Here is a 24065-nt window from a genome sequence, read left to right as displayed (position 1 = left end):
GCGGCGATGCGTCGCGGGCCTTCAGTCGCCGCGCGGGCGCTGTCGGCTATAGGCGTCGCTGGCCACGATCCCGGTCTCGTCCATCATCGCGACGTCCGGAACGAACTGCCTCGCCTCGGACGCCACGTGATCACGCAGGGTCGGAATGTCTTGCGCGATTTGGGCCGCGACGGCCCGCGCCAGCAGCCACGCCCCGGCGTTGTTGTGGTGGGTCCGGTCGGCGCCGCCGTCGTTGAACAGGGCGGCCGAACCGTCGGGGCCCAGGACTTGGTAGATCTCGCGCGAACTGTGGTTCAGGTCGATCAGGGGCACGCCTTCTTCCTGCGCGACGCGACGCACGGCGTCTGGATAGTCGCCCAGGCTGTCTGCGATGAGACCGTCGTCGAAGGTTCGACGCTCAGGCGAGGTCAGCAGAACCGGGTGTGCGCCCCTTTGGCGGGCCTCGGCGATGAAGACCCGGAGATAGGCGGGATAGGTGGTCTGCGGGTCGGCATAGGTCTGGGGCCATTGCGTCTTCTGGTCATTGTGACCGAACTGAATGAACAGCCAGTCGTCGGCCTTCAGCGTGGACAGGATCTTGGCCAGTCGCAGTTCGCTGATGAAGGACTTCAGCGTCTCGCCGGAGTGGGCGTAGTTGGCGACGGCGATGTCCGGCGTCAGCAGGGCGGGCAGCATCTGGCCCCAACTGGCGGCCGGTTCCGCCGGCTGGTCCGTCACCGTGGAGTCGCCGGCCAGGTATATGACCGGGGCTTCGGCCGGCTCGATGTCGATGGAGGCGACGCGGGGGGCGCCCAGGAATTCCAGCGTCAGCTTGTCGTCCCAGGTCAGACTGTTCGCCTCCTGGTCGGACAATCTGACGGCGGATCCGCCCGGCGCATTGGCGGGGGGCTGGGGCAGGGCGGGGCCGCGCACGTGCACCAGGAAGCTGCGGGTGACGGCCGCATTCGCCTGGGTGACCACGTCGCGCGCCATCAGTCTGCGTGCTTCCGCCTTGACGGTGGTCTGTCCGGCTTCGCGGCCGCCGAACCGGATCGTCACCCGATAAACCCCTTCGGGCACGGCGACCGAAAACAGAAAGCCGTCGTCCGATCCCCCCGGCTCATAGCCGTACTGCCCTTGGGTATAGACCTGGTGGGGCGCGACCGCGACACGGCCGGGTTCGCTGGTGGGGGCAGAGAGGTCGAACCGCCAGGTCGACAAGGCCGTCGCCATCGCCATCGCCGTCAACATCATGGGGTAGGCTCCAGGTCAGCTTGGGGGTGTTTCGATCCGCGCTAAGGCCGCGCGGTCTACCGTCGGATATCGAACCCATTATCCTGCATGGCGGCTTTGACGTCGTCTGCCGAGAACAGGTTGAAGTCGCCCGGGACCGAATGTTTCAGGCCGGCGGCGGCCAGACCGAAGTCGAGCGCCTGCGGGTCGGTCCACCCGCTCCAAAGGCCGAACAGGACGCCGGAGGCGAAGGCGTCGCCGCCGCCGACGCGGTCGATGACGCCGGCCAACTGAATGGCCTCGGCCCGGGTCTCGATCACGCCGTCTCCGTCGCGGGTCAGCATGACGGCGGACAGGGCCTGGTCGGCGACGCTGTCTTGGACGCGCAGGGTGCAGGCGATGCGTTGCAGGCGGGGGAAGGCGGCGAAGGCGGCGGCGGCGGCTTGACGGCGGCGCACGGCCGGATCGGGATCGTCGAACTTGGTCTTCAGCACCAGGGCGAAGTCGCGGTCGTCGGCGAAGGCGATCGTGGCGCCGGCCAGCATCCGGCCGAGGGTGGTCGGCGGATCGCCGTCCCACTGTTCCCACAGCTTGCCGCGGAAATTGCCGTCATAGCTGACCTTCACGCCCTTGCGCACGGCGGCCTCGATCAGGGCGACGGCGGCGGCCGAGCCGTTCGGCCCCGTCGCTGGGGTCACGCCCGAGGCGTGCAGCCATTCGACCCCGTCCAGCAGCTGATCCCAGTCGAAGGCGTCATGGACGTGTTCGACGAAGGCCGAGCCGGCGCGGTCGTACAGCACCTCGGACGGGCGGCGGACGGCGCCGGGCGTCAGGAAGTACAGGCCCATTCGTCCCGGCCGGAACACCACGGGCGAGGTGTCGACGCCGTGCTTGCGCACCTCGTCCCGCGCCGCGCGGCCCAGGGCGTTGTCGGCCAGCACGGTCGCCAGGGCGGTCGGGGCGCCGAACTGGGCCAGGGACACGGCGACGTTCGCCTCGGCCCCCGCCGGACGGACCGTCAGGGCGGGGGACTGGAGCAGGAGCTCGTTCTGGTTCGGCGAGAACCGCAGCAGCATCTCGCCAAAGCAGAGGATGCGGCGGGGAGATGCGTTTTGGGTCATGCGTACAGGCTTAGCCGTGTCTCAGCGCGCCTGCCAGCCGCCGTCGACCGGCAGGATGGCGCCCTGGACATAGTCCGAGGCCCGGCTGGCCAGGAAGACGGCGGCGCCGCCCAGGTCCGACGGCTCGCCCCAGCGACCGGCCGGAATCCGGCCCAGGATCTCGGCCGAACGGACCGGATCCTCGCGCAGGGCCTGGGTGTTGGCCGTGGCGAAATAGCCCGGCGCGATGGCGTTGGCGGTGATGCCGTGCGGGGCCCATTCATTGGCCATCAGCTTGGTCAGGCCGGCGACGCCCGACTTGGAGGCGGTGTAGGAGGGCACGCGGATGCCGCCTTGGAAGGACAGCATGGAGGCGATGTTGATGATCTTGCCGCCGTCGCCCTGCTTGATGAACAGACGGGCGACCGCCTGGCTCATGAAGAAGACCGTCTTCAGATTGATGTTCATCACCAGGTCCCAGTCGGCCTCGGTGAAGTCCACCGCATCGGCGCGACGGATCAGGCCGGCGTTGTTCACCAGGATGTCGATCCGGCCCATGGCGGCCAGGGCTTCCTCAACCACCCGTCCGACCGGCTCGATCGAGGTCAGGTCGGCGCTGACGGCATGGGCGCGACGGCCCATGGCCTGAACCAGGGCGACGGTCTCGTCGGAATCGGACAAGGCGACGGAGACGATGTCGGCCCCGGCCTCGGCCAGAGCCAGGGCGATGCCCTGCCCCAGGCCCACATTGCCGCCGGTCACCAGGGCGACCTTGCCGGTCAGGTCGAATGGGTTGCTCATGAGTTTCTCCCGTTTTTCTGTCGCTGCGCGAACTATTTCAGCTGACAGATGTCGAGCTTGTTCATGTCGGTGTAGTCGAGGTTCTCGCCGCCCATGCCCCAGATGAAGGTATAGTTGGAGGTGCCCGAACCCATGTGGATCGACCAAGGGGGGCTGATCACGGCTTCGCCGTCGGCGACGACGATGTGGCGCGCCTTGTCCGGCTCGCCCATGAAGTGGAAGACGCGGTCGTTCTCGCCCAGGCCGAAGTAGAGGTAGGCCTCGGAACGGCGGTCGTGCAGGTGCGGCGGCATGGTGTTCCACACCGAGCCCGGCTTCAGCACCGTAACGCCGAGCAGCAGCTGGCAGGACTTGACCTTGGCCGGCACGATATACTGGTAGATGGTTCGTTCGTTCGAGGTTTCCAGCGCACCCATTTCCAGCGGCACGGCTTCGTCGATCGAGATTTTGGTCAGGTCGTAACGGGCATGGGCCGGCGTCGCGATCAGATAGAATTTGGCCGGTTCTGCGGGGTCTGTTGAGGCGAAGGTCACGTCGGCCGATCCCATGGGGATATAAAGCCCGTCACGGAAGCCTAGCGCCAGGGTCTTCCCGTCGACGCTCACCGAGCCGGCTCCGCCGATGTTGACGACGCCCAGCTCGCGGGCGTGCAGGAAGGGCTTGCCGGCCAGCGACGGTGGTTCGGAATGGCTGGGCAGGGGCAGGGCGACGTCGCCGGGTGTAGCGCCGCCGATGATCATCCGCTCATTGTGCGAATAGTTCAGGCTGATCTTGCCGGGGACGAACAGGGCCTCGACCAGATAGCGGTCGCGCAGCTGTTGGTTCGTAGCGCCGTCCATCATGTCGGGATGGGTCGCCTGATAGACCTTGTCGTACATGGAATCTCCGAAAATGAGGGCTGGACGGTTCGAAGGGACCGAGCCTGTCTGAGGTTTGAGCTGTTCGCGAACCCGATCCTTGACCAGGTCCAGATGCTCACATAATGAGAATGATATATAAAAAATGGGACGGCGATGCTAGCGCCGTTTTGAGAATGGGATGGAATGCTTGGGGGCAAGGAGATGATGCGCGGGCGTGCCCGGCGCCGTCAAATCTCATGCGCGATCCCCATCCTTCGTCTCGCCTTGTTTGATTGGCGCCGCGGGCGCCTGGGAGTGCAGTCATGCCGAATCTGATCCACGATCTGCCTTACGCCGACGTGCGCGACACCATCGCGCGGCTGATGGACAATCTGGTGAACATCAAGGACGAGTCGGGCGAGTTCCTGCTGCGGCTCGAGGATGGTCGGGTCATCGACACCAAGGGCTGGAACGACTGGGAATGGACCCACGGCATCGGCCTGTACGGCATCTACAAACTGTATGAGCAGACCGATGATCCAGCGGCGCTGGACATCATGCTGAACTGGTTCCGGGACCGGTTTGCAGCCGGTACGCCGACCAAGAACATCAACACCGTCTCGCCCTTCCTGACGCTGGCCTATCTGTATGAACAGACCGGCGATCAGACCTTCATTCCCTATCTAGACACCTGGGCCGAATGGCTGATGGACGGGCTTCCGCGCACGGAGGAGGGCGGGTTCCAGCACATCGTCTTCAATGACGAGAACCCGCAGGAACTGTGGGACGACACCCTGATGATGAGCGTCCTGCCCCTGGCCAAGATCGGCCTGGTCCTGGGACGTCCGGAGTATATCGAGGAAGCCAAGAAACAGTTCCTAATACATATCAAATACTTGTTCGATCGGAAGTCGGGGCTGTGGTTCCACGGCTGGACCTTCCTGGGGCGGCATAATTTCGCCGATGCGCTCTGGGCGCGCGGCAACTGCTGGGTGACGATCGCCATTCCGGAGTTCATAGAACTGCTGGATCTGCCGCCGGAGGACAGTCTGCGACGGTTCCTGATCGAAACGCTGGAGGCCCAGGTTAAGGCTCTGGCGGAGCATCAGGACGAGAGCGGCCTGTGGCGCACCCTGATCAATGACCCGGACAGCTACCTGGAAGCCTCGGCCACGGCCGGTTTCGCCTACGGAATCCTGAAGGCGGTCCGCAAACGCTACATCAGCGCCGAATATGCGCCCATGGCGCTGAAGGCCGTCAAAGGCGTCCTGGCCAATGTCTCGCAAGACGGCGAACTGCGTCAGGTCTCGTTCGGCACGCCCGTCTTCGATGATCTTCAGGGTTATCGCGACATCCCGCTGACCTCCATGCCCTACGGACAGTCGCTGGCCATCCTGTGCCTGGCGGAATTCCTGCGTCAGTACATCTGACGCGCCGCGGTTCGGGAGGGGTCCGTCATGAGTGTCACGCCGTCGCAGATGCGTTCGCCGCGTTGGTATAATTATTGGGGCTGGGGCTCCGGAGACATGCTGGGGGCGGGGGCTCAGGCCGTCATCACCGGCTGGCTGTTCTACTTCTTCACGACCTTCTGCGACCTGACGCCGGTCGAGGCGGGGCTGATCCTGGGATTGCCGCGCCTGCTTGAGGCGATCACCTGTCCGTTGATCGGCTATGTGTCCGACAATCTCAGGCACACATGGATCGGTCGAAAGATTGGGCGTCGCAAGATCTTCCTGCTGATCACCATTCCGCTGCTGCCCAGTTTTGCGCTGATCTTCGTCAGCGGTCAGACCTTCGCCTACTACCTGACGATCTTCATCTTCTTCGAGCTGCTCTACACGATGTTCCTTATTCCGTGGGAGACGCTCGCGGCGGAGATGACCAAGGATTACAAGGAGAAGGCCAAGTTCGCAGGCGCGAGGATGCTGGTCGCCCAGTCGTCGGCCATCCTGGCCTCCTATCTGCCGACGCTGATCATCGACAGGTTCGGCGGACAAGATTCGGCTCAGACCTTCCTGATCATGGCGACCATATTCGGCCTGCTGTTCAGCCTGGTGGTGTTGATCGTCGTGATCTTCACCTGGGAGCGGCCCTATACCGAGGCGGAAAAAACCGTGGTCTCCAAGCCGCTCGATTGGGGAGCGGCGCTGATGATTCCGGTACGGATGTTCCGGGATCTGTCCTCGACCCTTCGTATTCGGGCCTTCCGCCAGCATCTGTCGATCTATCTGGGCGGCTACATCTCGCAGGACATCTTCAACACGGCCTTCCCGATCTTCGTCGCCACGGTGATGGCGGGGGCGACGGTCATGATCTCGCAGATGATGACGGCCATGTATGTCGCCCAGTTGGTCTCGGTCATGATCGCCATCCATCTGGTGATCCGCATCGGGCCTGTGGTCGCCTATCGCTCGGCCGCCGCCTTCTTCACCGTGGCTCTGCTGTTGCTGCTGGTCTTCTATTGGGTGCGGCCCGAGATGATGAGCCAGGACCTTTTCGCGGTCATGAACCCAGCGAACAGCGCGTTCGACCTGGGCGCCGTCTTCTGGCTGCTGACGCCGGTGATCCTGGCCGGATTGGGCCGAGGGACGCTGAACTTCGTGCCCTGGTCGGTCTACAACTATCTGCCGGATATCGACGAGGCGGTGACGGGCCAACGCCGCGAGGGAATATTCGCCGGGGTGATGACCCTGGTGCGCAAGCTGGCGCAATCGGGCGCCATCATCCTGACCGGCTGGGTGATCGAAACAGGCGGCTATGTGTCGCCGGTCGCGGGCGCGGGGATTGTCCAGACGCCGGGCGCGGTAGCGACAGTGGCGGCGTTGCTCGTCGCCGGTCCGATCGCCGTGATGGCGCTGGGCGCGATCCTGTCCTGGTCCTTCCGCCTCGACGCCGCCAGCCATCAGGTGCTGATGAATGAGATCGAGCGGCTTCGTGCAGGCGAGGTCTCGCCATCCAGTCCACAGGCCCAGGCGGTGGTGGAGGATCTGACCGGCTGGCCATACGCCAAACTGTGGGGACGCAATCCCCTTGTCGCCAAGACGCCCTCCGTGTCTGAGCCGCGCGGGCCTGCCTAACCTCGCCTCCGTCGGTCTTCGAGTTGGTCCAACTGGCCTTGGCTGCCGGCGACTTTGACGCACCCGCAAGACGTCGTCGGCGGTCATGGCAATTTCCCACAGTGTGGAACGGCAAAATCATATTTGGCACTGATGAAACGCGATGCTATAGATGGTCGCCAAGAGATAGAGCCCGATAAGGGTCAGCCGCAGCAAATGGGGAGGAAGTAGTCGTCAGCGCGTCTTCAATGACGCCCGGCGCAATCAGTACGCGATGCGCGAATGACGCAATCGATCCGCTTGGCAGATCTGGCCAGGGATCTTCGCTTTTCCAGAAAACTGATCGGGACCGGTCGGGCTGCGAAAGTGTCGCTCAACAATAAGGCTATAAGCCAAGGGAGGAAATCTAGATGAATACGAAGACCGAGGGGCGTTCTGCGCGCCGTTTCATGTTCACGGCCAGCACGGCGGCTTTGGTGATCGGCTCGGCTTGGCCAGCTCTAGCTCAACAGGCGGCAGCGCCTCAGACGTCGATGCCGACGGCGAGCGAGCCTACCGTGGTTGAAGAGGTGGTCGTAACGGGCATCCGCGCCAGCCTGCAGTCGGCGATGGGGCGCAAGCGGAACGCCGGCACGGTGTCGGATTCCATCGTCGCAGACGATATCGGCCAATTCCCGGACAAGAACGTCGGTGAAGCCCTGGGGCGGGTGACGGGCGTTCAGCTGTCGCGAGACTTCGGCGAAGGCAATGCTGTGTCGATCCGCGGGGTCGAGCCCGATCTGAACCGGGTCGAGGTGAACGGCGTCAGCATTCTCTCCACGGCAGGCAATATCGGTGTTTACGGCGGCGGCGGGCGTTCCAACGATTTTCGCGAATTGCCGGCCGAGATGGTCAAGTCCATCGATGTCTTCAAGGGCTTCACTTCGGACATGACCGAGGGCAGCATCGGCGGCACGGTGGCTGTGACGACCCGTAAACCTCTGGACTTCCGCAACCCGACCTTCTCCTTGACCCTTTCGGGCCAAAAACTTGATACGCTTCCGGACTGGAAGCCGCGCGCCAGCCTTTTCGGGGCCACCCAGCTTTTGGACGGGCGACTGGGGGTGATGGCCAATGTCACCTATGACCGCGTCCTGACCCGCGGTGACTTCTACGACGGGAACTCTTGGGCGAGACTGGCCGACTTCGATAATTCGGCAGAGAAAACAGTCAACTATTACAATCAGTCATACAGTCAGGCTGTGAATGACGCGCTGGCGAGCGTGGGGACCGAAGCGGAGTGCGCGACGATTTCTACGCCAGACTCCAACTCTCTCACGACAAACCAGGCGCGCACGGCGTGCTTGACGCAGTGGTACGACTATAACCCGCGTGTGAGCCGTTACCGGGTCTGGACGCGGGACGACGAACGGAAGTCCGGGGAGTTCACGCTTGAGTACAAGTTCAGTGAATCCCTGCGCGCCTTCGCGACCTATCAGACCAACTCGCGCACACAGCAGTTGAACGACATCAATTACGGGACCGACTTCACGTCCCTGGATCGACTGAACTACACTATAAGCGATGGCACATGCCCGCGCGTGTCGGTGGCGACAGCCCAGAACGTTCCGGGCGTGGTCGTGGATGAGAACCACAATGTCACCTCCTATGTTGTCGGCGACTGCTTGGGGACTTCGGGTCGGGGTGGAAACACCTCCTTCAGCGTCTCGTCGCGGGACTTCCGTTACGAGTCGGAGTCCAACTATCTGACCTATGGTTTCCGCTGGGTCGGTGACCGCCTGAAGGTCGATTTCATGGGCGCCAATGCGGATACGGAGACGCTGAGCCAGACCAATAATGTGTCGATCGGCTACAACACCCCGGGCCTGGTCGTGACTCTGGAGCCGGGCACGTCCGCGCCGATTTTCACCTTCGCTCCGGGTTATTCGCCGAGCGACGCCTCCGCCGTCAGCCAGTACCAGATTCAGTATCGTCCGTCTCAGTCGGCGAATACCGAAGACCAGTACAAGCTGGATGCCGAGTTTGACCCACGCACGACCTTCTTGACCAATATCAAATTTGGGGGTCGTTACTCGGATGCTACTCAAAAGGGGTATGGCTACGGTGGTTTCATAGTCAGCCCCGGAGCCAATCTGGGGTCTGCGGTCGATGACATCGTGATCTATGCGAACTCGATCAACTCGACGGCACGGGTTGATGATATGGCGACAGTCGATCAGACGGCTGCCCAATACGGCAACCCGTATGCAACCAACTATTTCACAACGACCGAAACCTGGTCGCGGGCGTTCTCGAACTCAGTGTTTGATGCGGCTATGACGCCGTTGCCGGCCGATTTCCATTATGCTGGACCTCTGCCCTCGACCTGGATGTACCCAGACTACAACACTGTCGCCCAGTATCTCGATACGACCAATTTCAATCTGAACAATCTGTATTCCGGCGTCGGGACTGACGGCAATACCTATGATCAGATCCCGGATAGTGCGAACGAGAAGACGGACGCTCAATATGTCCGTCTGGATTGGCAGTTGCCGCTGCTTGGCCTGGATATCGTCGGAAATCTCGGCCTGCGGCGCGTTCACACGGAAATCAAGACGTCGGGCAAGTATGTAAGAAACGAAGTTCGGTCTGTTGGAGGCGTCTCAACAACGGGGACCGTTTCTACCACGGTGGTTAACCAGACAAGCGAATACACGAAATGGTTGCCCAGCTTCAACATGAACGCATGGTTGATTGATAATCAACTGAGCATGCGCGTCGGTTATGCAAAGCTGATGGCGCGTCCGCTGTACAATTTCTTGATACCGAATCTGACGTGCACCATTAACTTCGTCAACGACGGCACGTCTGAGGACGGTCCTGACAGCTGTAGCGCCGGCAATCCTGACCTGAAGCCTTATGAGGCCTCCCAGTACGATCTGTCGTTCGAGTGGTATCCCAACCGGGACAGTCAGTTATCGGCTGGCTTCTTCTACAAGGACATCGAGACCTTCTATCTGTCCTCGCGCACGAACCTGGGCCAGCGGGATGTGTTCGGCGACGGCGTTATGTACTTCTACAACAGCTTCATCAACGGCGAAGGCGCGACGATCTCCGGCATTGAACTGACGGCCAAGACGGCCTTCACCTTCCTGCCCGGCGTCTTCTCGGGCTTCGGCGCGGACGTCAACTATACCTATCAGGAAGCGACCGGAGTCGGGATCTACAGCCAGCTGGATGGTTCGGAACTGCCTTATCCCGGTCTGTCCACCGACAGCTATAATGCGACCCTGTGGTACGAGCGCGGTCCCATCAATGCGCGCCTAGCCTACAACTACCGCTCGGAATATCTGGTTACGGCGGCCGACCAGTCGGGCAATCCGGTCCTCAAGGATCCGACCGGCTATCTGGACGGCAAGATCTCCTGGAAGGCGCCCGTCAAGGGGCTGACCCTGTTCGCCGAGGGCAAGAACCTCACCGGTGAAGATGAAACCACCTGGGCCGGCGATATCCGCCTGATCAGCACCGGCTATTCGGGTCGCCGCTTCTTCGCGGGCCTGACCTACAAATACTGACTCCCCCGATATCCTAGGGCCGTCGTTCGAGAGGACGGCGGCCCAATTTTTTTGGTTTTTGAGTTCTGACACCTGCGTCAGTTCGGGCGAACGGAGCATTCCATGGCCTCTGTCACACCTTCTCGCCGAGCCCTTCTGCTGGGGGCGGGCGCATTGGCGGCGGCCCAGGCCGTCAGTGGGCCGGTCCTGGCCGCAGCGCGCAATGCGCCTGTCGATACCCCGTTGCGATGGCTGGACGGCGGAAAGCCGGTGCGGCTGGAAGGTGCGACCTTCGGCGTGCCCTGGCCGCGAGGGTCGATAAGGCCGAGCCAAGCCTTCAAGATCCGCAGCGCCGATGGTCGTGAGACCCCGACACAGTCCTGGCCGATCGCCTACTGGCCCGACGGCTCCCTGAAATGGTCAGCCCACGCCGTGACGCCCGATGCGGCGAAGGAAGACCTGTCCATAATCCCGGGCGCGCCCAGGGCGCCGGCCCGGCCCGTGCGTGTCGTCGAGGGGGGAGGGGAGATCGTCGTCACATCCGGCGATCTGGAATGGCGGATCCCCAAGTCCGGCCCCGTGCTGGTGTCGCAGGCGTCCCGCGCAGGCCGCGTCACCGTCCAAGATCTTTCTTTGGTCGCCCTGTCCCAGGACCAGGCCGAGCTTGCGCCGACAGGCGCTGTTCAGTCGTCGCGCTATCAGGTCCAGATTCGCAAGGTGACGGTCGAACAGACCGGCCCGGTGCGGGCGGTGCTGAAGCTGGACGGCGTGCACAGCGATGGAAGCCGCGAATGGCTGCCGGTCTCGGTGCGTCTGTATTTCTATGCCGGCTCGGAAAGCGTCCGCATCGTCCACAGCTTCATCTTCGACGGCGATCCGGCCAAGGACTTCATCCGGGGCCTGGGCGTCGTGGTCCAGGCCCCGATGACGGACGAAAGCTATAATCGCCATGTCCGCTTCTCAGGCGAAGGGCCCGGAGTCTGGGGTGAGGCGGTGCGGACCCTGACGGGGCTGCGCACCCGCGCCAATCCCACGCCGGCCGTGCGACGCGCCCAGATCGAGGGGCAGGCGGTCGCTTTGGCCGACCTGCCCGAGATACTGCGCAACGACGGGCTTCAGTGGATTCCGGAATGGGGAGATTTCACGCTTTCCCAGCTCTCGCCGGACGGCTTCACCCTGCGTAAGCGGACGTCCGAGGGCCATGCCTGGATCGATTCCAACGCCGGCGCCCGCAGCCGAGGCCTGGTCTACGCCGGCGGCGCGACAGGCGGCGTGGCGCTGGGGCTGAAGGATTTCTGGCAAAGGGCGCCGACGGGGCTTGAGGTGCGCAACGCCCATACGGACAAGGCGCAGATCACCGCCTGGCTGTGGTCGCCAGAGGCCCCGCCGATGGATATGCGCCCGTACCGCAGCGCCAACGGCATGGATACGACGGCCGAGGAAATGGTCGGCCTGAACATCACCTATGAGGACTATGAGGACGGCTGGGACGACGCGCATGGCGTCGCCCGCACCTCTGAACTGACGCTATGGGCCCTGGGGGCGACGCCGTCGCACGCCGCGTTTTCGGCCATGGCCGAACAGGTGGCCGATCCAGCCCGTCTGACGGTCGAACCGGCGCGCCTGCACGCCGCCGGGGTGTTCGGAGACTGGGGCTTGCCAGACGCGTCCACGCCCATTCGACAAGGGCTGGAGGGTCGGCTGACCTATCTGCTCGATCATTATATGAAGGAGGCCGAGCAGAGGCGCTGGTACGGCTTCTGGTCGTATGGCGACGTCATGCACACCTATGACCCGGACCGGCATATGTGGCGGTACGACGTGGGCGGATACGCCTGGGACAACTCCGAGCTTTCGACGGATCTGTGGCTCTGGACCAGCTATCTTCGAACGGGACGCGCCGATCTGTTCAAGTTCGCGGAGGCGATGACCCGCCATACGGGCGAGGTCGACGTCTATCACCTGGGCCGTTTCAAGGGGTTCGGCACCCGTCATGGCGTGCAGCACTGGTCCGACTCGTCGAAACAGCCGCGCGTCTCAAACGTCGCCTATCGCCGCATCTATTATTTCCTGACGGCCGACGAGCGTGTCGGCGATCTGATGCGGGAACTGACGACCTCAGAGCAGGCTCTGCTCAACGTGGACATCTCGCGCAAACTGCCCCCGGCGCCCGGACGGGCCGTTCCAGAGGGGCAGGTGGTGTCCGGGTTCGGAACCTCGTGGGGCGCCTTCATCGCCGCCTGGCTGACCGAATGGGAGCGAACGGGCGATCCGCGCTGGCGCGATCGTATCCTGAACGGAATGAATACTATCGCCGGCATGAAACGTCGCTGGTTCGCGGGTGAAGCGCCCTTTGACTTGGCCACCGGCCGGTATCAGGGGCAGGGCGACTATGTCGGGGTGTCGCATCTCAGCGCGGTGTTCGGCGTCGTCGAGATGACGTCCGAGTTGCTGGACCTGCTGGACGTGCCCGCTTATCGCGCCGCCTGGCTGGAATACTGCCGCTACTATAATGCGCCGCCGGGCGAGATTTCCGCCCTGCTCGGTACTGTCCCGCCGGGGCGCTCGCTGGTGGAGGGGCATTCGCGCCTGTCCGCCTACGCCGCCCATCAGGAGAATGACCACGCCCTGGCTCTACGCGCCTGGTCCGAGTTCCTGGGGCGGGACGCGCAGAGCCTGCGCGCCTTGCTGAACGCCCGGACGACCACCGTCGGCGGGGTGGATGTGTTGCGTCCCATCGAGGAAGACCCGCAGGTTTCGACCAATGACGCGGCTCAGTGGAGCCTGGCGGCCATTCAGAACCTCGCGCTGATCGGAGACAGTCTGGAGGAAGCCGCCGCGCGGCTCGGCTTCACGTCGTGAAGATGGGGCGGGCGGCCGTTCGGCGGTCGCCCGCCCCGTATCATAGGCGGTAGATCGCCTCTGCGTTGGCGGCGAATAGGCGGTCACGCTCATCGGCTGAGAAGTCGGCCGTGATCGCGTCGAAGGCGGAATAGAAGGCGTCGAACGTCCCGTGGACGCGCTCGACAGGGAAGTCCGAGGCGAACATGGCGCGCTCGGTCCCAAAGACCTCGATACACTCAAGGACCGTCGGTCGGATGGAGTCCAAGGTCCAGGCGCGGTCGGTGATGCCCAGGCCCGAAATCTTGATCGATGCCTGGGGCTGGGCGGCCAGAAGGCGCAGGCCCCTGCGCCACCGCTCCATGCCTGCTGCGTCGCGGTCGGTCGGCAGACCGGCGTGGTTGACGATGATCGGTATGTCGGGGTGGCGGGCCGCGATGATGGCCGCCGTCGCCATCTGCGACGGATAGAGCTGCAGGTCGAACGACAGGCCATGGCGCGCCAGTTTGGCGAATCCCTCGACCCACTGCGGATCGCGCAGCAGGTCGCGGTCGGTGTAGGTCTTCAGCGGATCCTCGTGCCAGCAGACGATCTGACGCACGCCGCGCACGTTCGGCCGTGCGGCGTGGGCCTCCAGCAGGGCGTCAAGGTCGGGGTCCAGCAGATCGGCGCCGGCGACGACGCCTTGGGGATAGGCCCGCTGATCGGCCATGGCCTGAAGCCAGTCCGTCTCGGACAGTTGCCAGCCCATCGGCTGGCCGGCCTCGACATGGACGATCTTGTCCACGCGCCACCCGGCCGTGTCCGACAGATAGTCGTCCAGCAGATAGTTCCTGTGCGCGATGTCGGACATGTCCCCCGCCGGATTGTTCGGCAGGGGATCGTCCTGAAGCCAGCCATAGCGCGCGCGTGACAGGTCCCACAGGTGGACGTGGGGATCGACGATGCGAAGGTCCGACGGCACCCGTCGGACCCTAGTAGGTCGTTCGGCCGCCGGACGTGTCGAACGTCGAGGCGGTGGTGAAGCTGCACTCCTCGGAGGCCATGAAACAGACCATGGCCGCACTCTCCTCGACCTCGCCCAGGCGGCCCATCGGGATCTTGGAACGCATATAGTCGACCTGGCTCTGGGGCAGTTGCTCCAGGATCGGGCTTTCGAAGGTGGCGGGGGTCAGGCTGTTGGCGATGACGCCCTTGCCCGCCAGTTCCTTGCCCAGCGACTTGGTCAAGCCGATCACGCCGGCCTTGGAGGCTGAATAGGCGCTGGCGTTCGGGTTGCCTTCCTTGCCTGCGACCGAGGCCACATTGACGATACGGCCATAGCCGTTCTGGAGCATGAAGGGCACGATGGCGCGCGAGCAGTAGAAGACGCCGTTCAGATTGATGTCCACGACGCGTTTCCAGCTGTCGATCGGGAACTCATGCACCGGAACCGTGGCGCCGGTGATCCCGGCCGAGGCGACCAGGATGTCAATCCGGCCCAGCACCTCGGCGGACTCAGCCGCGGCCGCCGCGACCGCGTCGGGATCGGCGACGTCCAGCGCAATGACATGGGTCGCGCCGGTTTCCTGCGCGGCGGTCTTCAGCGCTTCCGGGTTCAGGTCCCACAGCACCACCTTGCCGCCCTCGGCCACGATACGGGCGGCCGAGGCCTTGCCCAGACCCGAGCCGCCGCCGGTGACGACGGCGGTGCGACCTTCAAATCGTCCTGCGTAAGCGCTCATCGGGTCCATTCCACGAAAGTCTGGCCCTGTTCGCCCAGCTTCTGGATGCCCAGGCGAACCGTGTCGCCGGGCTTCAGATACAGGGGCGGCTTTTGGCCCAGGCCCACCCCGGGCGGGGTGCCGGTGGTGATCAGGTCGCCGGGCTCCAGCGTCATGAACTCCGACAGATAGGAGACGATCTCGGCGACGCCGAAGATCATGGTCCGGGTGTTGCCGGTCTGCATCCGCTTGCCGTTCAGGTCCAGCCACATGTCCAGGTTCTGAACGTCGCCGACCTCGTCGGTGGTGACCAGCCAGGGGCCGACGGGGCCGAAGGTGTCGCAGCCCTTGCCCTTGTCCCAGGTCCCGCCGCGCTCGGTCTGGAAGGCGCGCTCGGACACGTCATTGATCAGGACATAGCCCGCGACATGGTCCAGCGCCTCGGCCTGGGTGACGTAGGTGGCGGTCTTGCCGATGACGACGCCCAACTCGACTTCCCAATCGGTCTTTTCGGACCCGCGCGGGATGATGACGTCGTCTTTGGGGCCGTTCAGGCAGGTGATGGCCTTGGTGAAGACCACCGGCTCGGCCGGGATGGGCAGATTGGACTCCTCCGCATGGTCGGCGAAGTTCAGGCCGATGGCGATGAACTTGCGGCTGCCGTTCACCGGCACGCCATAGCGGGGCTGGCCTTCGACCAGGGGGAGGGTGGCCGGATCGATGGCCTTCAGGGCCTCGAGCGCCGGGCCGTACAGCTGTTCCGGCGTAATGTCGGCGATGACGCCGGACAGGTCGCGAATGCGGCCCTCGGCGTCCAGCGTGCCGGGTTTTTCGTGGCCCTTGGGGCCGTAGCGCAGCAGTTTCATGGGTGAGGTCTTTCGTCTTAGCGCGCGTAGGGGCGGTGCAGGGCGATGTCGCGGTTCAGTTCGACGCCGAAACCGGGGGCGTCGGGAACCTTCAGCTTGCCGTTCACGGGAACGGGTTCGCCGATCAGCTGGGGATGGAACATGGGCACGACCTCGTCGGCGCCGGGGGCCATCATCAGGAACTCCGCGAACGGGCTGTTATGGCGCGTCACCACGAAGTGGTAGGAATAGACCGACGATCCGTGCGGGATCATCAGCACGCCCTTGGCGTCGGCCATGGCGGAAATCTTGATCAGTTCGGTCACGCCGCCGCACCAGCCCACGTCCGGCTGGATGATGTCGCAGCATTCCATTTCCAGCAGCATGCGGAAGCCCCAGCGGGTGGCTTCATGCTCGCCGGTGGTGACCAGCATCCCCTTTGGCGCATTCTTCTTCAGCGCCTGATAGCCCCAGTAGTCGTCGGGGCTGAGCGCCTCCTCGATCCACTTGAGGCCGAGCTTGTGCGCCTCGTGCGCCAGGCGGGTGGCGTAGTTGAGGTCCAACGCCATCCAGCAGTCGAACATCAGCCAGAAGTCGTCGCCGCAGGCGTTCCGCATGGCCTCCAGCTCGGCCAGGTTCTTGTGCAGGCCGTCCTCGCCCTCGGCGGGGCCGTGGTGCAGGGGCATCTTGCCGCCGATGAAGCCCAGTTCCTTGGCTTTGTCGGGGCGGGCGCCGGTGGCGTAGAAGGTCAGTTCGTCGCGAACCGCGCCGCCCAGCATGGCGAAGACGGGTTCCTGTCGCAGGCGACCCAGCAGATCCCACAGCGCAAGATCGACGCCCGAGATGGCGTTCACAACCAGGCCCTTGCGGCCATAATACTGGGTCGAGAAATACATCTGGTCCCAGATCTTCTCGACCTCGGACGGATCGCGGCCTTCCAGGAAGCGGGCCAGGTGCTTCTCGACGATATAAGCGGCGGGTTCGCCCCCGGTCGTCACCGCGAAACCAACGACGCCGTTCTCGGCCTCGATCTCGACGACCAGAGTGCCCAGAACATTGATGCCGAAGCTGCGGCGGCTCTGGCGATATTCGGGATATTTCGCCATCGGCGTGGCGATGTGGTCGTCGATCCAGTGGCCGTCGCCCTGGTCGTGATAGTCCGCGCCGCCTCCCGTGCCGTCGTTCTTCACGACAAAGGCGCGCACGTGTTTTATCTTGGGAAGCCTGCTCATCGACGCACCGTAGAAATTGGGCGATAGATTCCCATATATCGGGACATTACTGGATTTCTTTCTCGAACCGCGCCAATATTGGTCCCGATTCCAGGATCAACTTGCGCGCTTTGCTACATTCTGAGAATGAGGATTACGAAATGGGACGAGTGACGTCAATCAAGACCGCGCAGGTCGATGGGGAAGAAGAAGTCGGCGCCAAGGCGTCCGGCAGCCAGACCCTGCTGCGCGGGCTGGACGTGATCGAAGCCCTGATCGACGGTCCCATGCCCTTGGCTGAACTGTCCGAAAAGCTGGAACTCACCCGCAGCACCACCCACCGTCTGGCCTCGGCCCTGGTCGATCGTCGCCTGCTGTCGTTCCGCCCGCGCGAGGGCTACAGCCTGGGGCCGAAGCTGCTGGAACTGGGCCACGCCGCCAGCCAGCAGATGCACCTGCCCCGTATCGCCCGCCCCTGGCTGGAACAGTTGTCGGAACAGACGCAGGATACGGTCCATCTGGGCGTCCTCGACGGCCGTCACGCCCTCTATCTCGACAAGGTCGCCGGCCGCCGCCGCATCAATATCGGCTCTCGCCTGGGCGAGCGGCATCCCATCGCTTCGACGGGCCTGGGCAAGGCGCTGATCCTCGACATGTCGGAGCCGGAGTGGATCGACTTCTATGCACCTGAGGGCGTGGCCTTCGATTCGGCCGCCCGAGCGGTCTGGCTGGAGCGGATGCGCAGTTACGCCCAAAAGGGCTACGCCTTTGACCTGGAAGAGAACGAGGATCAGATCCGCTGCGTCGCCGCGCCGGTTCGGTCGGTCGACGGGCGGATCGTCGCCGCGCTCAGCGTCTCATCCGCGGCCCAGTACATGTCGGACGCCCGAATGGCGGAGCTGACCCGAACCGTAACCGAAGCCGCCGACGCCATCAGCGCCGATCTCGGCTGGCTGCCCAAACCCTGAACTGCTGAACTGCCGGAGCCCTCATGCTGCTTGAAGACAAGGTCGTCCTGATCACGGGCGCATCGCGGGGCATAGGCAGGGCGACAGCGCTTGAGGCCGCGCGTCAGGGCGCGAACGTCGCCATCAACACCTATCGCGACGCTGAGGCCGCCGCCGAGGTCGTGGCACAGATCGAGGCGTTGGGTCGACACGCCGTCGCCATCGATGGGGATGTGGCCCTGCCGGACAGCGCAACGGGCTTTGTCAGCGCGGCGGTTGAGGCGTTCGGCCGGGTCGACGTCTTCGTCTCCAACGCCGGCATCTGTCCGTTCCACGCCTTCCTCGACATGCCGGTCGAGACCCTGCGCCGCACGATGGAGGTCAATCTGCACGGGGCCTATTTCATGGTCCAGGCGGCGGCCAACCAGATGGTGAAACAGGGGGAGGGCGGCGCCATCGTCGCCATCAGCTCCATCTCCGCCTTGGTGGGCGGCGAGATGCAGACCCACTACACGCCGACCAAGGCCGGGGTTCACAGTCTGATGCAATCCTGCGCCGTCGCCCTGGGCCGTCACGGCATCCGCTGCAACTCCGTCCTGCCGGGCACCATCGCCACCGACATCAACAAGGACGATCTCGCCGACCCGGCCAAGCGCGAATATATGGAAGGGCGCATCCCGCTGGGGCGTCTGGGACGTCCCGAGGATATCGCTTCGGTGGTCGCCTTCCTGGCCTCTGACATGGCGTCCTATATGTCCGGCGCGGCCCTGCTGGTCGACGGCGGCGCCTTCGCCAACTTCCAGTAGGACGGTGCGGTGATCATCTCCTCGCCGGGCGACTATCGCGAAGCCGCGCGCCGCAAGCTGCCGCCTTTCCTGTTCCACTACATCGACGGCGGCGCCTATGCGGAGCAGACCCTGCGGCGCAATGTCGAGGACTGGCAGGCCATCGCTCTGCGCCAGCGCGTGCTGCAGGACATGTCGAGTCTGAACCTCGAGACCCGGCTGTTCGACGAGACCCAGCGCCTGCCGATCATCCTGGCGCCCGTCGGCCTGACCGGCATGTACGCTCGACGCGGCGAGGTTCAGGCGGCCAAGGCCGCGGCCTCTCGCGGCCTGCCCTTCACCCTGTCCACCGTCTCGGTCTGCCCGATCGAGGAGGTGGCGCCGGCCATCGACCGGCCCATGTGGTTCCAGCTCTATGTGCTGCGGGACCGGGGCTTCATGAAGAATGCGCTGGAACGCGCCAAGGCGGCGGGGGTCAAGACCCTGGTCTTCACCGTCGACATGCCCACCCCCGGCGCCCGCTATCGCGACGCCCATTCCGGCATGAGCGGGCCCAACGCCGAGATGCGCCGCATGATCCAGGCCATGACCCATCCCGCCTGGGCCTGGGACGTCGGGGTGCGCGGCACGCCGCATGACCTGGGCAATGTCTCGGCCTATCTGGGCAAGCCGACGGGCTTGGCCGACTACATCGGTTGGCTGGGCCAGAATTTCGATCCGTCGATCTCGTGGAAGGACCTGCAATGGATCCGCGACTTCTGGGACGGTCCCATGATCATCAAGGGCGTGCTGGACGCCCAAGACGCCCGCGACGCCGTCAGCTTCGGCGCCGACGGCATCGTGGTGTCGAACCACGGCGGCCGCCAACTGGATGGCGTACTGTCCTCCGCGCGGGCCCTGCCGGCCATCGCTGAAGCGGTGAAAGGCGATATCCGCATCCTGGTGGATTCCGGCGTCCGCAACGGTCTGGACGTGATCCGCGCCATCGCCCTGGGCGCCGACGCGGTCATGCTGGGCCGCGCCTTCGTCTACGCCCTGGCGGCGGGCGGACAGGGCGGTGTCGAAAACCTGCTCGACCTGTTCGAGAAGGAGATGCGGGTGGCCATGACCCTGACCGGGGCGAAATCGGTTCAGGCTGTCAGTCGCGATATGCTGGCCACCTAGCGAAACAGGGTCAGATCGATCGCGTCCGCCATCGCCCTGAAACCCGCGTCATTCGGATGGAGGCGGTCGCCGCTGTCATAGGCGACCGCCAATCGGCTGGGGCTGGCAGGGTCGCGCATGACGAGATCGAAATCGATGACGCCGTCTGCTTCGCCCCCGCTGCGAATCCAGGTGTTGACCGCCTGCCGCACGGACTCGCCGGACTCGGACCAGTAGTTGGCCCCCTCATAAGGCAGAATGGTCGCCAGAAACACGCGCAGACCGCGTGCATGCGCGCGCGCGATCATCTGGCGGTATCCGGCGATCAGATCGGCTGCGGTCGGCGGGTGCGGATCCTTGTCCCGCCAGGCCATGCCGATGTCATTGACGCCTTCCAGAATGATCAGGTCGGTGGCGCCGGGCGCAGCCAGGACGTCGCGATCAAATCGCGCCAGAGCCGAAACGCCCAGTCCGGCGCGCGGATTGAGGATGCGGTTGCCCGAGATCCCGGCGTTGGCCACGGCCACATCAGTCAGTCCCGCCGCCTGGAGCCGCCCGGCCAGCAGGTCCGGCCATCGGCGATCCGCGTCACGCGTGCCGTTGGCGCCGTCTGTGATGGAATCGCCCAGGGTGACGATGACTCTGGCGGGGCGCGCACGCTCCACGTCCACCCCCGACAGCAACACGCGCTGGGTGGTCGTGACGGCGTCGATCAATTCGGGCGCTGAGGCCTGATCGCCGGGACCGACCTGGCCGGTCGCCAGGCCGAGCAGGTGGATCGTCGGCTGCGGCACGTCATCGGGCAGATAAAGGCTGACGGTCAGTCGCGACAGCTCAGGCAGGTCGAGATCGACGGCATCGCTCAGGATCGGCGCGCCGCCCGGCAGGACGGCGCCGGGCCGTCCATCGAACGTCACGTCCCGTTCGGAGCCCGCCACAGGCTTCCCGTCCTCGCCGATCAGGAAGACCGTCGCGCGCCCGATCCGGACCGGCGCGTCTCCGAACTCGTTGGACAGCCGAAGGCGAAACCGTTCGCCGCCGAGGCTGACGCGAACCGTCTGCCGCACCGTGGTGTTCTTCAAGGGCGGAGGCATGCGGTCGGCCGTGGCCGCCAGGGGGGCGGCGTACCAGCTGCGCGCCCAATACGGTTGCGGTTCTGTCTGTTGCGCCCAGGCCGGCCCGGCGCTGAGCGCCGCCAGGATGGACGCCAGCGTGAGAAGGAGGTTTTTCATGGGATCCTGCCTGGCGGGGGCGAACCGGCTCTGGTGCGGACCTCGAAGTCGCGCACGGCCATATGATTGAAGGTGGTCCGCAGTCCGAACCAGCCCTCGCGATAGGGGTGGGGGTCGTCAAGGGCGAACATCCGGCGTTCGTCACGCCAGTATTCGATCCGTTCGCCGTCCGCGATCAGTCGGATTTTGTAGGGCCGGTTCGGAGCGATCAGATCCTCGGGCGCGCTCAGGTCGTGGCGCGCGAGCAGGGGGCGTTCACCGTTTCCGGCATAGCGCCGGAAGCGAGAGGTGCTGTTATAATTACCGCCCAGGCCGACATAATAGGTCTGCAACAGGTCGTAGTCGGCGAAGGCGCCCGAGCGTGGACGCGCGATCAGATCCCCCGGGCTGCGCGGGTCGGTCGCCATCCAGAAGCAGTTGAGGTCGCTGACCCGGTCATTCGGTCCGCCGGCCGATATGGCCCGGGCGGTGAAGCTGATTTCAACGGGGGACGTCAGTCGCTGACGGAACCAGGCCGTGGCGCCGCGAGGCGTGTCGAACCACATCGCGCCGTCTGCGGTCCACACCTTGCCCAGTCCGTCCTCGCGTTCGATCAGCCAGGACGCCAGCCCGTGTCGAAAGTCGTCCGCATAGAGGCGACGCCCGCCGCTCCGGCCGCCAGAGGGGACGCCCGCGCAGGCGGAGACGGTTCCCAGCGCGGCGATGCCGGCGGCAAGGGCGTCTCGCCTCGACCAGGCGCGAGTTACGGCCCTGGCCGTTCTCACTGAGCCGCCTTCAGGTCCGTCTCCGGTGTGAAACCGGGATGGGACGGTTGGTTATAGGCCGAATTCTGACCCGACACCTGCGACCGATACTGGGCGTCGTGCATCAGGGTCGTGTGCCGGATCGCGGTCGGATAGGGGGTGACGTAAATCCGCAGCGCCGTGTTGTCCTCTGTTCTCAGGACCACTTCCTCGCGCCAGTCGCCCAGAATGTCCGCCGCCAGCACCGGCGTGGACTTGGTCCCATTGTTGGAGGCGGCGCCTTCGGCGATCAGCAGTGGAACCGCTCGCTGGTTCGCCCAATCCCATTTGAAGATCCCCACGCCGTCCAGCAGTTCGCGTTGGGCGTCGCCGTCCCACCAGACGGCGAAGTTGACCTGGGCCGGTCTGGCATGAGCGATCACGCGCCCGTCGGCCGCATACAGGTCTGTGCTGTTGCTGGCCCAGGCTTCGGCGCCGGGATAGCGCGGGTCGATATCGACGGCGACGCCGCGTCCTACGTCCTTGTCCGACGAGGTGCGCCACAGGATTTCGCCGGACTGGGCATCGACCATGGCGCTGCCGACCCCGCCGTTTCCGCGCATGTCTTCATGCACCCCAAACTTCTCCAGGCCGGGCCGGCTCGGGTCCAGATCGCCGACGTGCATGGCGTCGCCATGGCCCAGTTCGGTCGTCCACATCGGCGCGCCGTCGTCGTCGATCGCCATCGCGCCGTAGAGGATCTCCTGCCGACCGTCGCCATCCAGATCGGCGACGCTGAACTGATGGTTGCCCTGGCCGGCGAAGCCTTTCGGCGCGGCGTCGCTGTCGAAGGTCCAGCGCGGTTGCAAGCGGCCGTCGCGCCAGTCCCAAGCCGCGATCACTGTGCGGGCGTAATAGCCGCGCGCCATGATGATGCTGGGCAGCCGGCCATCCAGAAAGGCCGTGCCGCCCAGATACCGTTCCGACCGGTTGCCGTAGCCGTCGCCCCAAAGGGCGGCCATTTCGGCGGACGAAGGGCTATCCACGCCCTGTCCCCGCGACGGGACATAGGGGGCGCTGGCCAGGGCTCGCCCCGTGGCGCCGTCGAAGACGGTCAGATATTCCGGGCCGGAGAGGATGCGGCCGGTCAAACGCGCGGTCAGGCTGCCGTCCGGTTTCCGTTCGGCGCCGGTTCTGTCGCCACTGGCGATCTCGCCGCCTTCTTCGCGCCAGTCCGCAGCGGGGTCTCCCAGCACCACGCCGGTCCCGTCCACTGTTCCGTCGGCCGTTTTCACGGCCAGTTCCGCACGGCCGTCGCCGTCGAAGTCCTGGACCGCCATCTGCGTATAATGGGCGCCCGAGCGGATGTTGCGGCCCAGGTCGATCCGCCAAAGCCGGCGGCCGTCCAGCGTATAGGCGTCGATCAGCGTCGGACCGGTGTAGCCGGCGAAGGCGTTGTCCTTCGCATTGGTCGGCGCCCACTTCAGGATGATTTCGTAACGGCCGTCCCCGTCCAGATCGCCGACCGACCCATCATTGGCGTCATACTCATAGGCCACGCCATCTGGCGTGACCCCGCCGTTCGGGCGATCCAGGGGTATCGTCAGATAGCCCTCGGTTAGGTTGAGGCCTGGAAACGGCGCGTTGCTCCCTACCGCCTTGATCGCATAGCGGCCGTTCAATCCGCCTTCTGGGTCCAGCCAGTTGGTCGCGGTGGACACCGGGCGGGGCGTGATCCTGCGCCCGTCTCTATAGACGTCGAAACCTTGGTCTGACGGATCGGATGCGCTTAATCGCCAATGGATAAGAACGCCGCCGTTCTGCGCCGGCACAGCGACCGCCGCCCTGTCCAAAGCGTCTCTCACAGCCGATACGGGTTCACAGAATCCCGCAAGAGGCCAAGCCAAGACCGAAGCTCCCGCTAAGGCTGCGCCTGCCGATCTGAAACAATCCATTCCCTAGCTCCCAAGCAAGCCCACCTTATAAGTTTCACTTTGTGAGACAAGATCTCATTTGAGAGTCGGGGTTTTGCTGATATGTGAGGTCGGGCTTGGATTTGGCTTTAGTTTGAGAAAACAGGGGCCGCCCTTTA

The 24065-nt window shown here is 64.6% G+C and carries 18 protein-coding genes; 7 read left to right on the top strand and 11 right to left on the bottom strand.

Annotated elements, in window-relative coordinates; translation table 11 throughout:
• Positions 1-21: 21 nt before the first annotated feature.
• From ACW17X_RS04665 to kduI, 4 genes are read right to left on the bottom strand one after another with little or no spacing between them, the layout of a single operon-like run.
• Positions 22-1233, bottom strand: a complete 1212-nt coding sequence (locus tag ACW17X_RS04665; RefSeq protein WP_492099881.1) for a rhamnogalacturonan acetylesterase — start codon at positions 1231-1233, stop codon at positions 22-24.
• Positions 1234-1289: 56 nt separating this feature from the next.
• Positions 1290-2333, bottom strand: coding sequence for a PfkB family carbohydrate kinase (locus ACW17X_RS04660; RefSeq protein ID WP_492099880.1), 1044 nt, complete (start codon positions 2331-2333; stop codon positions 1290-1292).
• Positions 2334-2354: 21 nt separating this feature from the next.
• Positions 2355-3113 (bottom strand): 2-dehydro-3-deoxy-D-gluconate 5-dehydrogenase KduD, encoded by a 759-nt coding sequence (kduD, locus tag ACW17X_RS04655; protein WP_492088986.1) that lies wholly within the window; start codon positions 3111-3113, stop codon positions 2355-2357.
• A 32-nt stretch (positions 3114-3145) separates the two neighbouring features.
• A complete protein-coding gene (gene kduI, locus ACW17X_RS04650) occupies positions 3146-3991 on the bottom strand; it encodes a 5-dehydro-4-deoxy-D-glucuronate isomerase (protein WP_492099879.1) in 846 nt (281 codons plus the stop codon).
• 284 nt (positions 3992-4275) lie between these two features.
• Between kduI and bglB the strand changes: the two genes are divergently transcribed.
• The 4 genes from bglB (at position 4276) to ACW17X_RS04630 (ending at position 13406) form a co-directional block, all read left to right on the top strand.
• Positions 4276-5382 (top strand): beta-galactosidase BglB, encoded by a 1107-nt coding sequence (gene bglB / locus ACW17X_RS04645; RefSeq protein ID WP_492099878.1) that lies wholly within the window; start codon positions 4276-4278, stop codon positions 5380-5382.
• Positions 5383-5409: 27 nt separating this feature from the next.
• Complete coding sequence (locus ACW17X_RS04640) at positions 5410-7029, top strand: MFS transporter (protein ID WP_492099877.1); 1620 nt, start codon at positions 5410-5412, stop codon at positions 7027-7029.
• 389 nt (positions 7030-7418) lie between these two features.
• Positions 7419-10565, top strand: coding sequence for a TonB-dependent receptor (locus ACW17X_RS04635; RefSeq protein WP_492099876.1), 3147 nt, complete (start codon positions 7419-7421; stop codon positions 10563-10565).
• 102 nt (positions 10566-10667) lie between these two features.
• Positions 10668-13406, top strand: coding sequence for an exo-rhamnogalacturonan lyase family protein (locus tag ACW17X_RS04630; protein WP_492099875.1), 2739 nt, complete (start codon positions 10668-10670; stop codon positions 13404-13406).
• A 40-nt stretch (positions 13407-13446) separates the two neighbouring features.
• Here ACW17X_RS04630 and ACW17X_RS04625 read toward each other — a convergent pair whose 3' ends face one another.
• Genes ACW17X_RS04625 through rhmD form a run of 4 tightly spaced genes read right to left on the bottom strand, consistent with a single transcriptional unit; the run spans position 13447 to position 17165 of the window.
• A complete protein-coding gene (locus ACW17X_RS04625; protein ID WP_492099874.1) occupies positions 13447-14349 on the bottom strand; it encodes an amidohydrolase family protein in 903 nt (300 codons plus the stop codon).
• Between the two features lie 10 nt (positions 14350-14359).
• The gene (locus ACW17X_RS04620; RefSeq protein ID WP_492099873.1) at positions 14360-15109 is read right to left on the bottom strand and encodes an SDR family NAD(P)-dependent oxidoreductase; all 750 of its coding nucleotides are present in this window, start codon (positions 15107-15109) and stop codon (positions 14360-14362) included.
• Entirely contained in the window at positions 15106-15954 is an 849-nt protein-coding gene (locus ACW17X_RS04615; protein ID WP_492099872.1) for a 2,4-didehydro-3-deoxy-L-rhamnonate hydrolase, read from the bottom strand. Before ACW17X_RS04615 ends, ACW17X_RS04620 begins: the two co-directional genes overlap by 4 nt.
• 17 nt (positions 15955-15971) lie before the next feature.
• Positions 15972-17165: an L-rhamnonate dehydratase gene (rhmD, locus tag ACW17X_RS04610; protein WP_492099871.1), complete on the bottom strand. Its 1194-nt coding sequence runs from the start codon at positions 17163-17165 to the stop codon at positions 15972-15974.
• 140 nt (positions 17166-17305) lie between these two features.
• Between rhmD and ACW17X_RS04605 the strand changes: the two genes are divergently transcribed.
• Genes ACW17X_RS04605 through lldD form a run of 3 tightly spaced genes read left to right on the top strand, consistent with a single transcriptional unit; the run spans position 17306 to position 20040 of the window.
• Positions 17306-18112, top strand: coding sequence for an IclR family transcriptional regulator (locus ACW17X_RS04605; RefSeq protein ID WP_492099870.1), 807 nt, complete (start codon positions 17306-17308; stop codon positions 18110-18112).
• Positions 18113-18135: 23 nt separating this feature from the next.
• Entirely contained in the window at positions 18136-18897 is a 762-nt protein-coding gene (gene lra1 / locus ACW17X_RS04600; protein ID WP_492099869.1) for an L-rhamnose 1-dehydrogenase Lra1, read from the top strand.
• A 9-nt stretch (positions 18898-18906) separates the two neighbouring features.
• Complete coding sequence (gene lldD, locus ACW17X_RS04595; protein ID WP_492099868.1) at positions 18907-20040, top strand: FMN-dependent L-lactate dehydrogenase LldD; 1134 nt, start codon at positions 18907-18909, stop codon at positions 20038-20040.
• On the opposite strand, the gene ACW17X_RS04590 is transcribed toward lldD, so the two are convergent.
• The 3 genes from ACW17X_RS04590 to ACW17X_RS04580 are packed head-to-tail and all read right to left on the bottom strand — an operon-like array spanning position 20037 to position 23928.
• Complete coding sequence (locus ACW17X_RS04590) at positions 20037-21251, bottom strand: SGNH/GDSL hydrolase family protein (RefSeq protein WP_492099867.1); 1215 nt, start codon at positions 21249-21251, stop codon at positions 20037-20039. The genes lldD and ACW17X_RS04590 overlap by 4 nt on opposite strands.
• Entirely contained in the window at positions 21248-22015 is a 768-nt protein-coding gene (locus tag ACW17X_RS04585; protein WP_492099866.1) for a DUF6250 domain-containing protein, read from the bottom strand. The genes ACW17X_RS04590 and ACW17X_RS04585 overlap by 4 nt, the downstream gene beginning before the upstream one ends.
• A complete protein-coding gene (locus tag ACW17X_RS04580) occupies positions 22012-23928 on the bottom strand; it encodes a rhamnogalacturonan lyase (RefSeq protein WP_492099865.1) in 1917 nt (638 codons plus the stop codon). The genes ACW17X_RS04585 and ACW17X_RS04580 overlap by 4 nt, the downstream gene beginning before the upstream one ends.
• Between the last annotated feature and the right edge of the window lie 137 nt (positions 23929-24065).

The sequence above is a fragment of the Brevundimonas sp. FV1ye4L genome, assembly GCF_058681255.1.
This window is presented reverse-complemented; position numbering and strand designations above follow the sequence as displayed.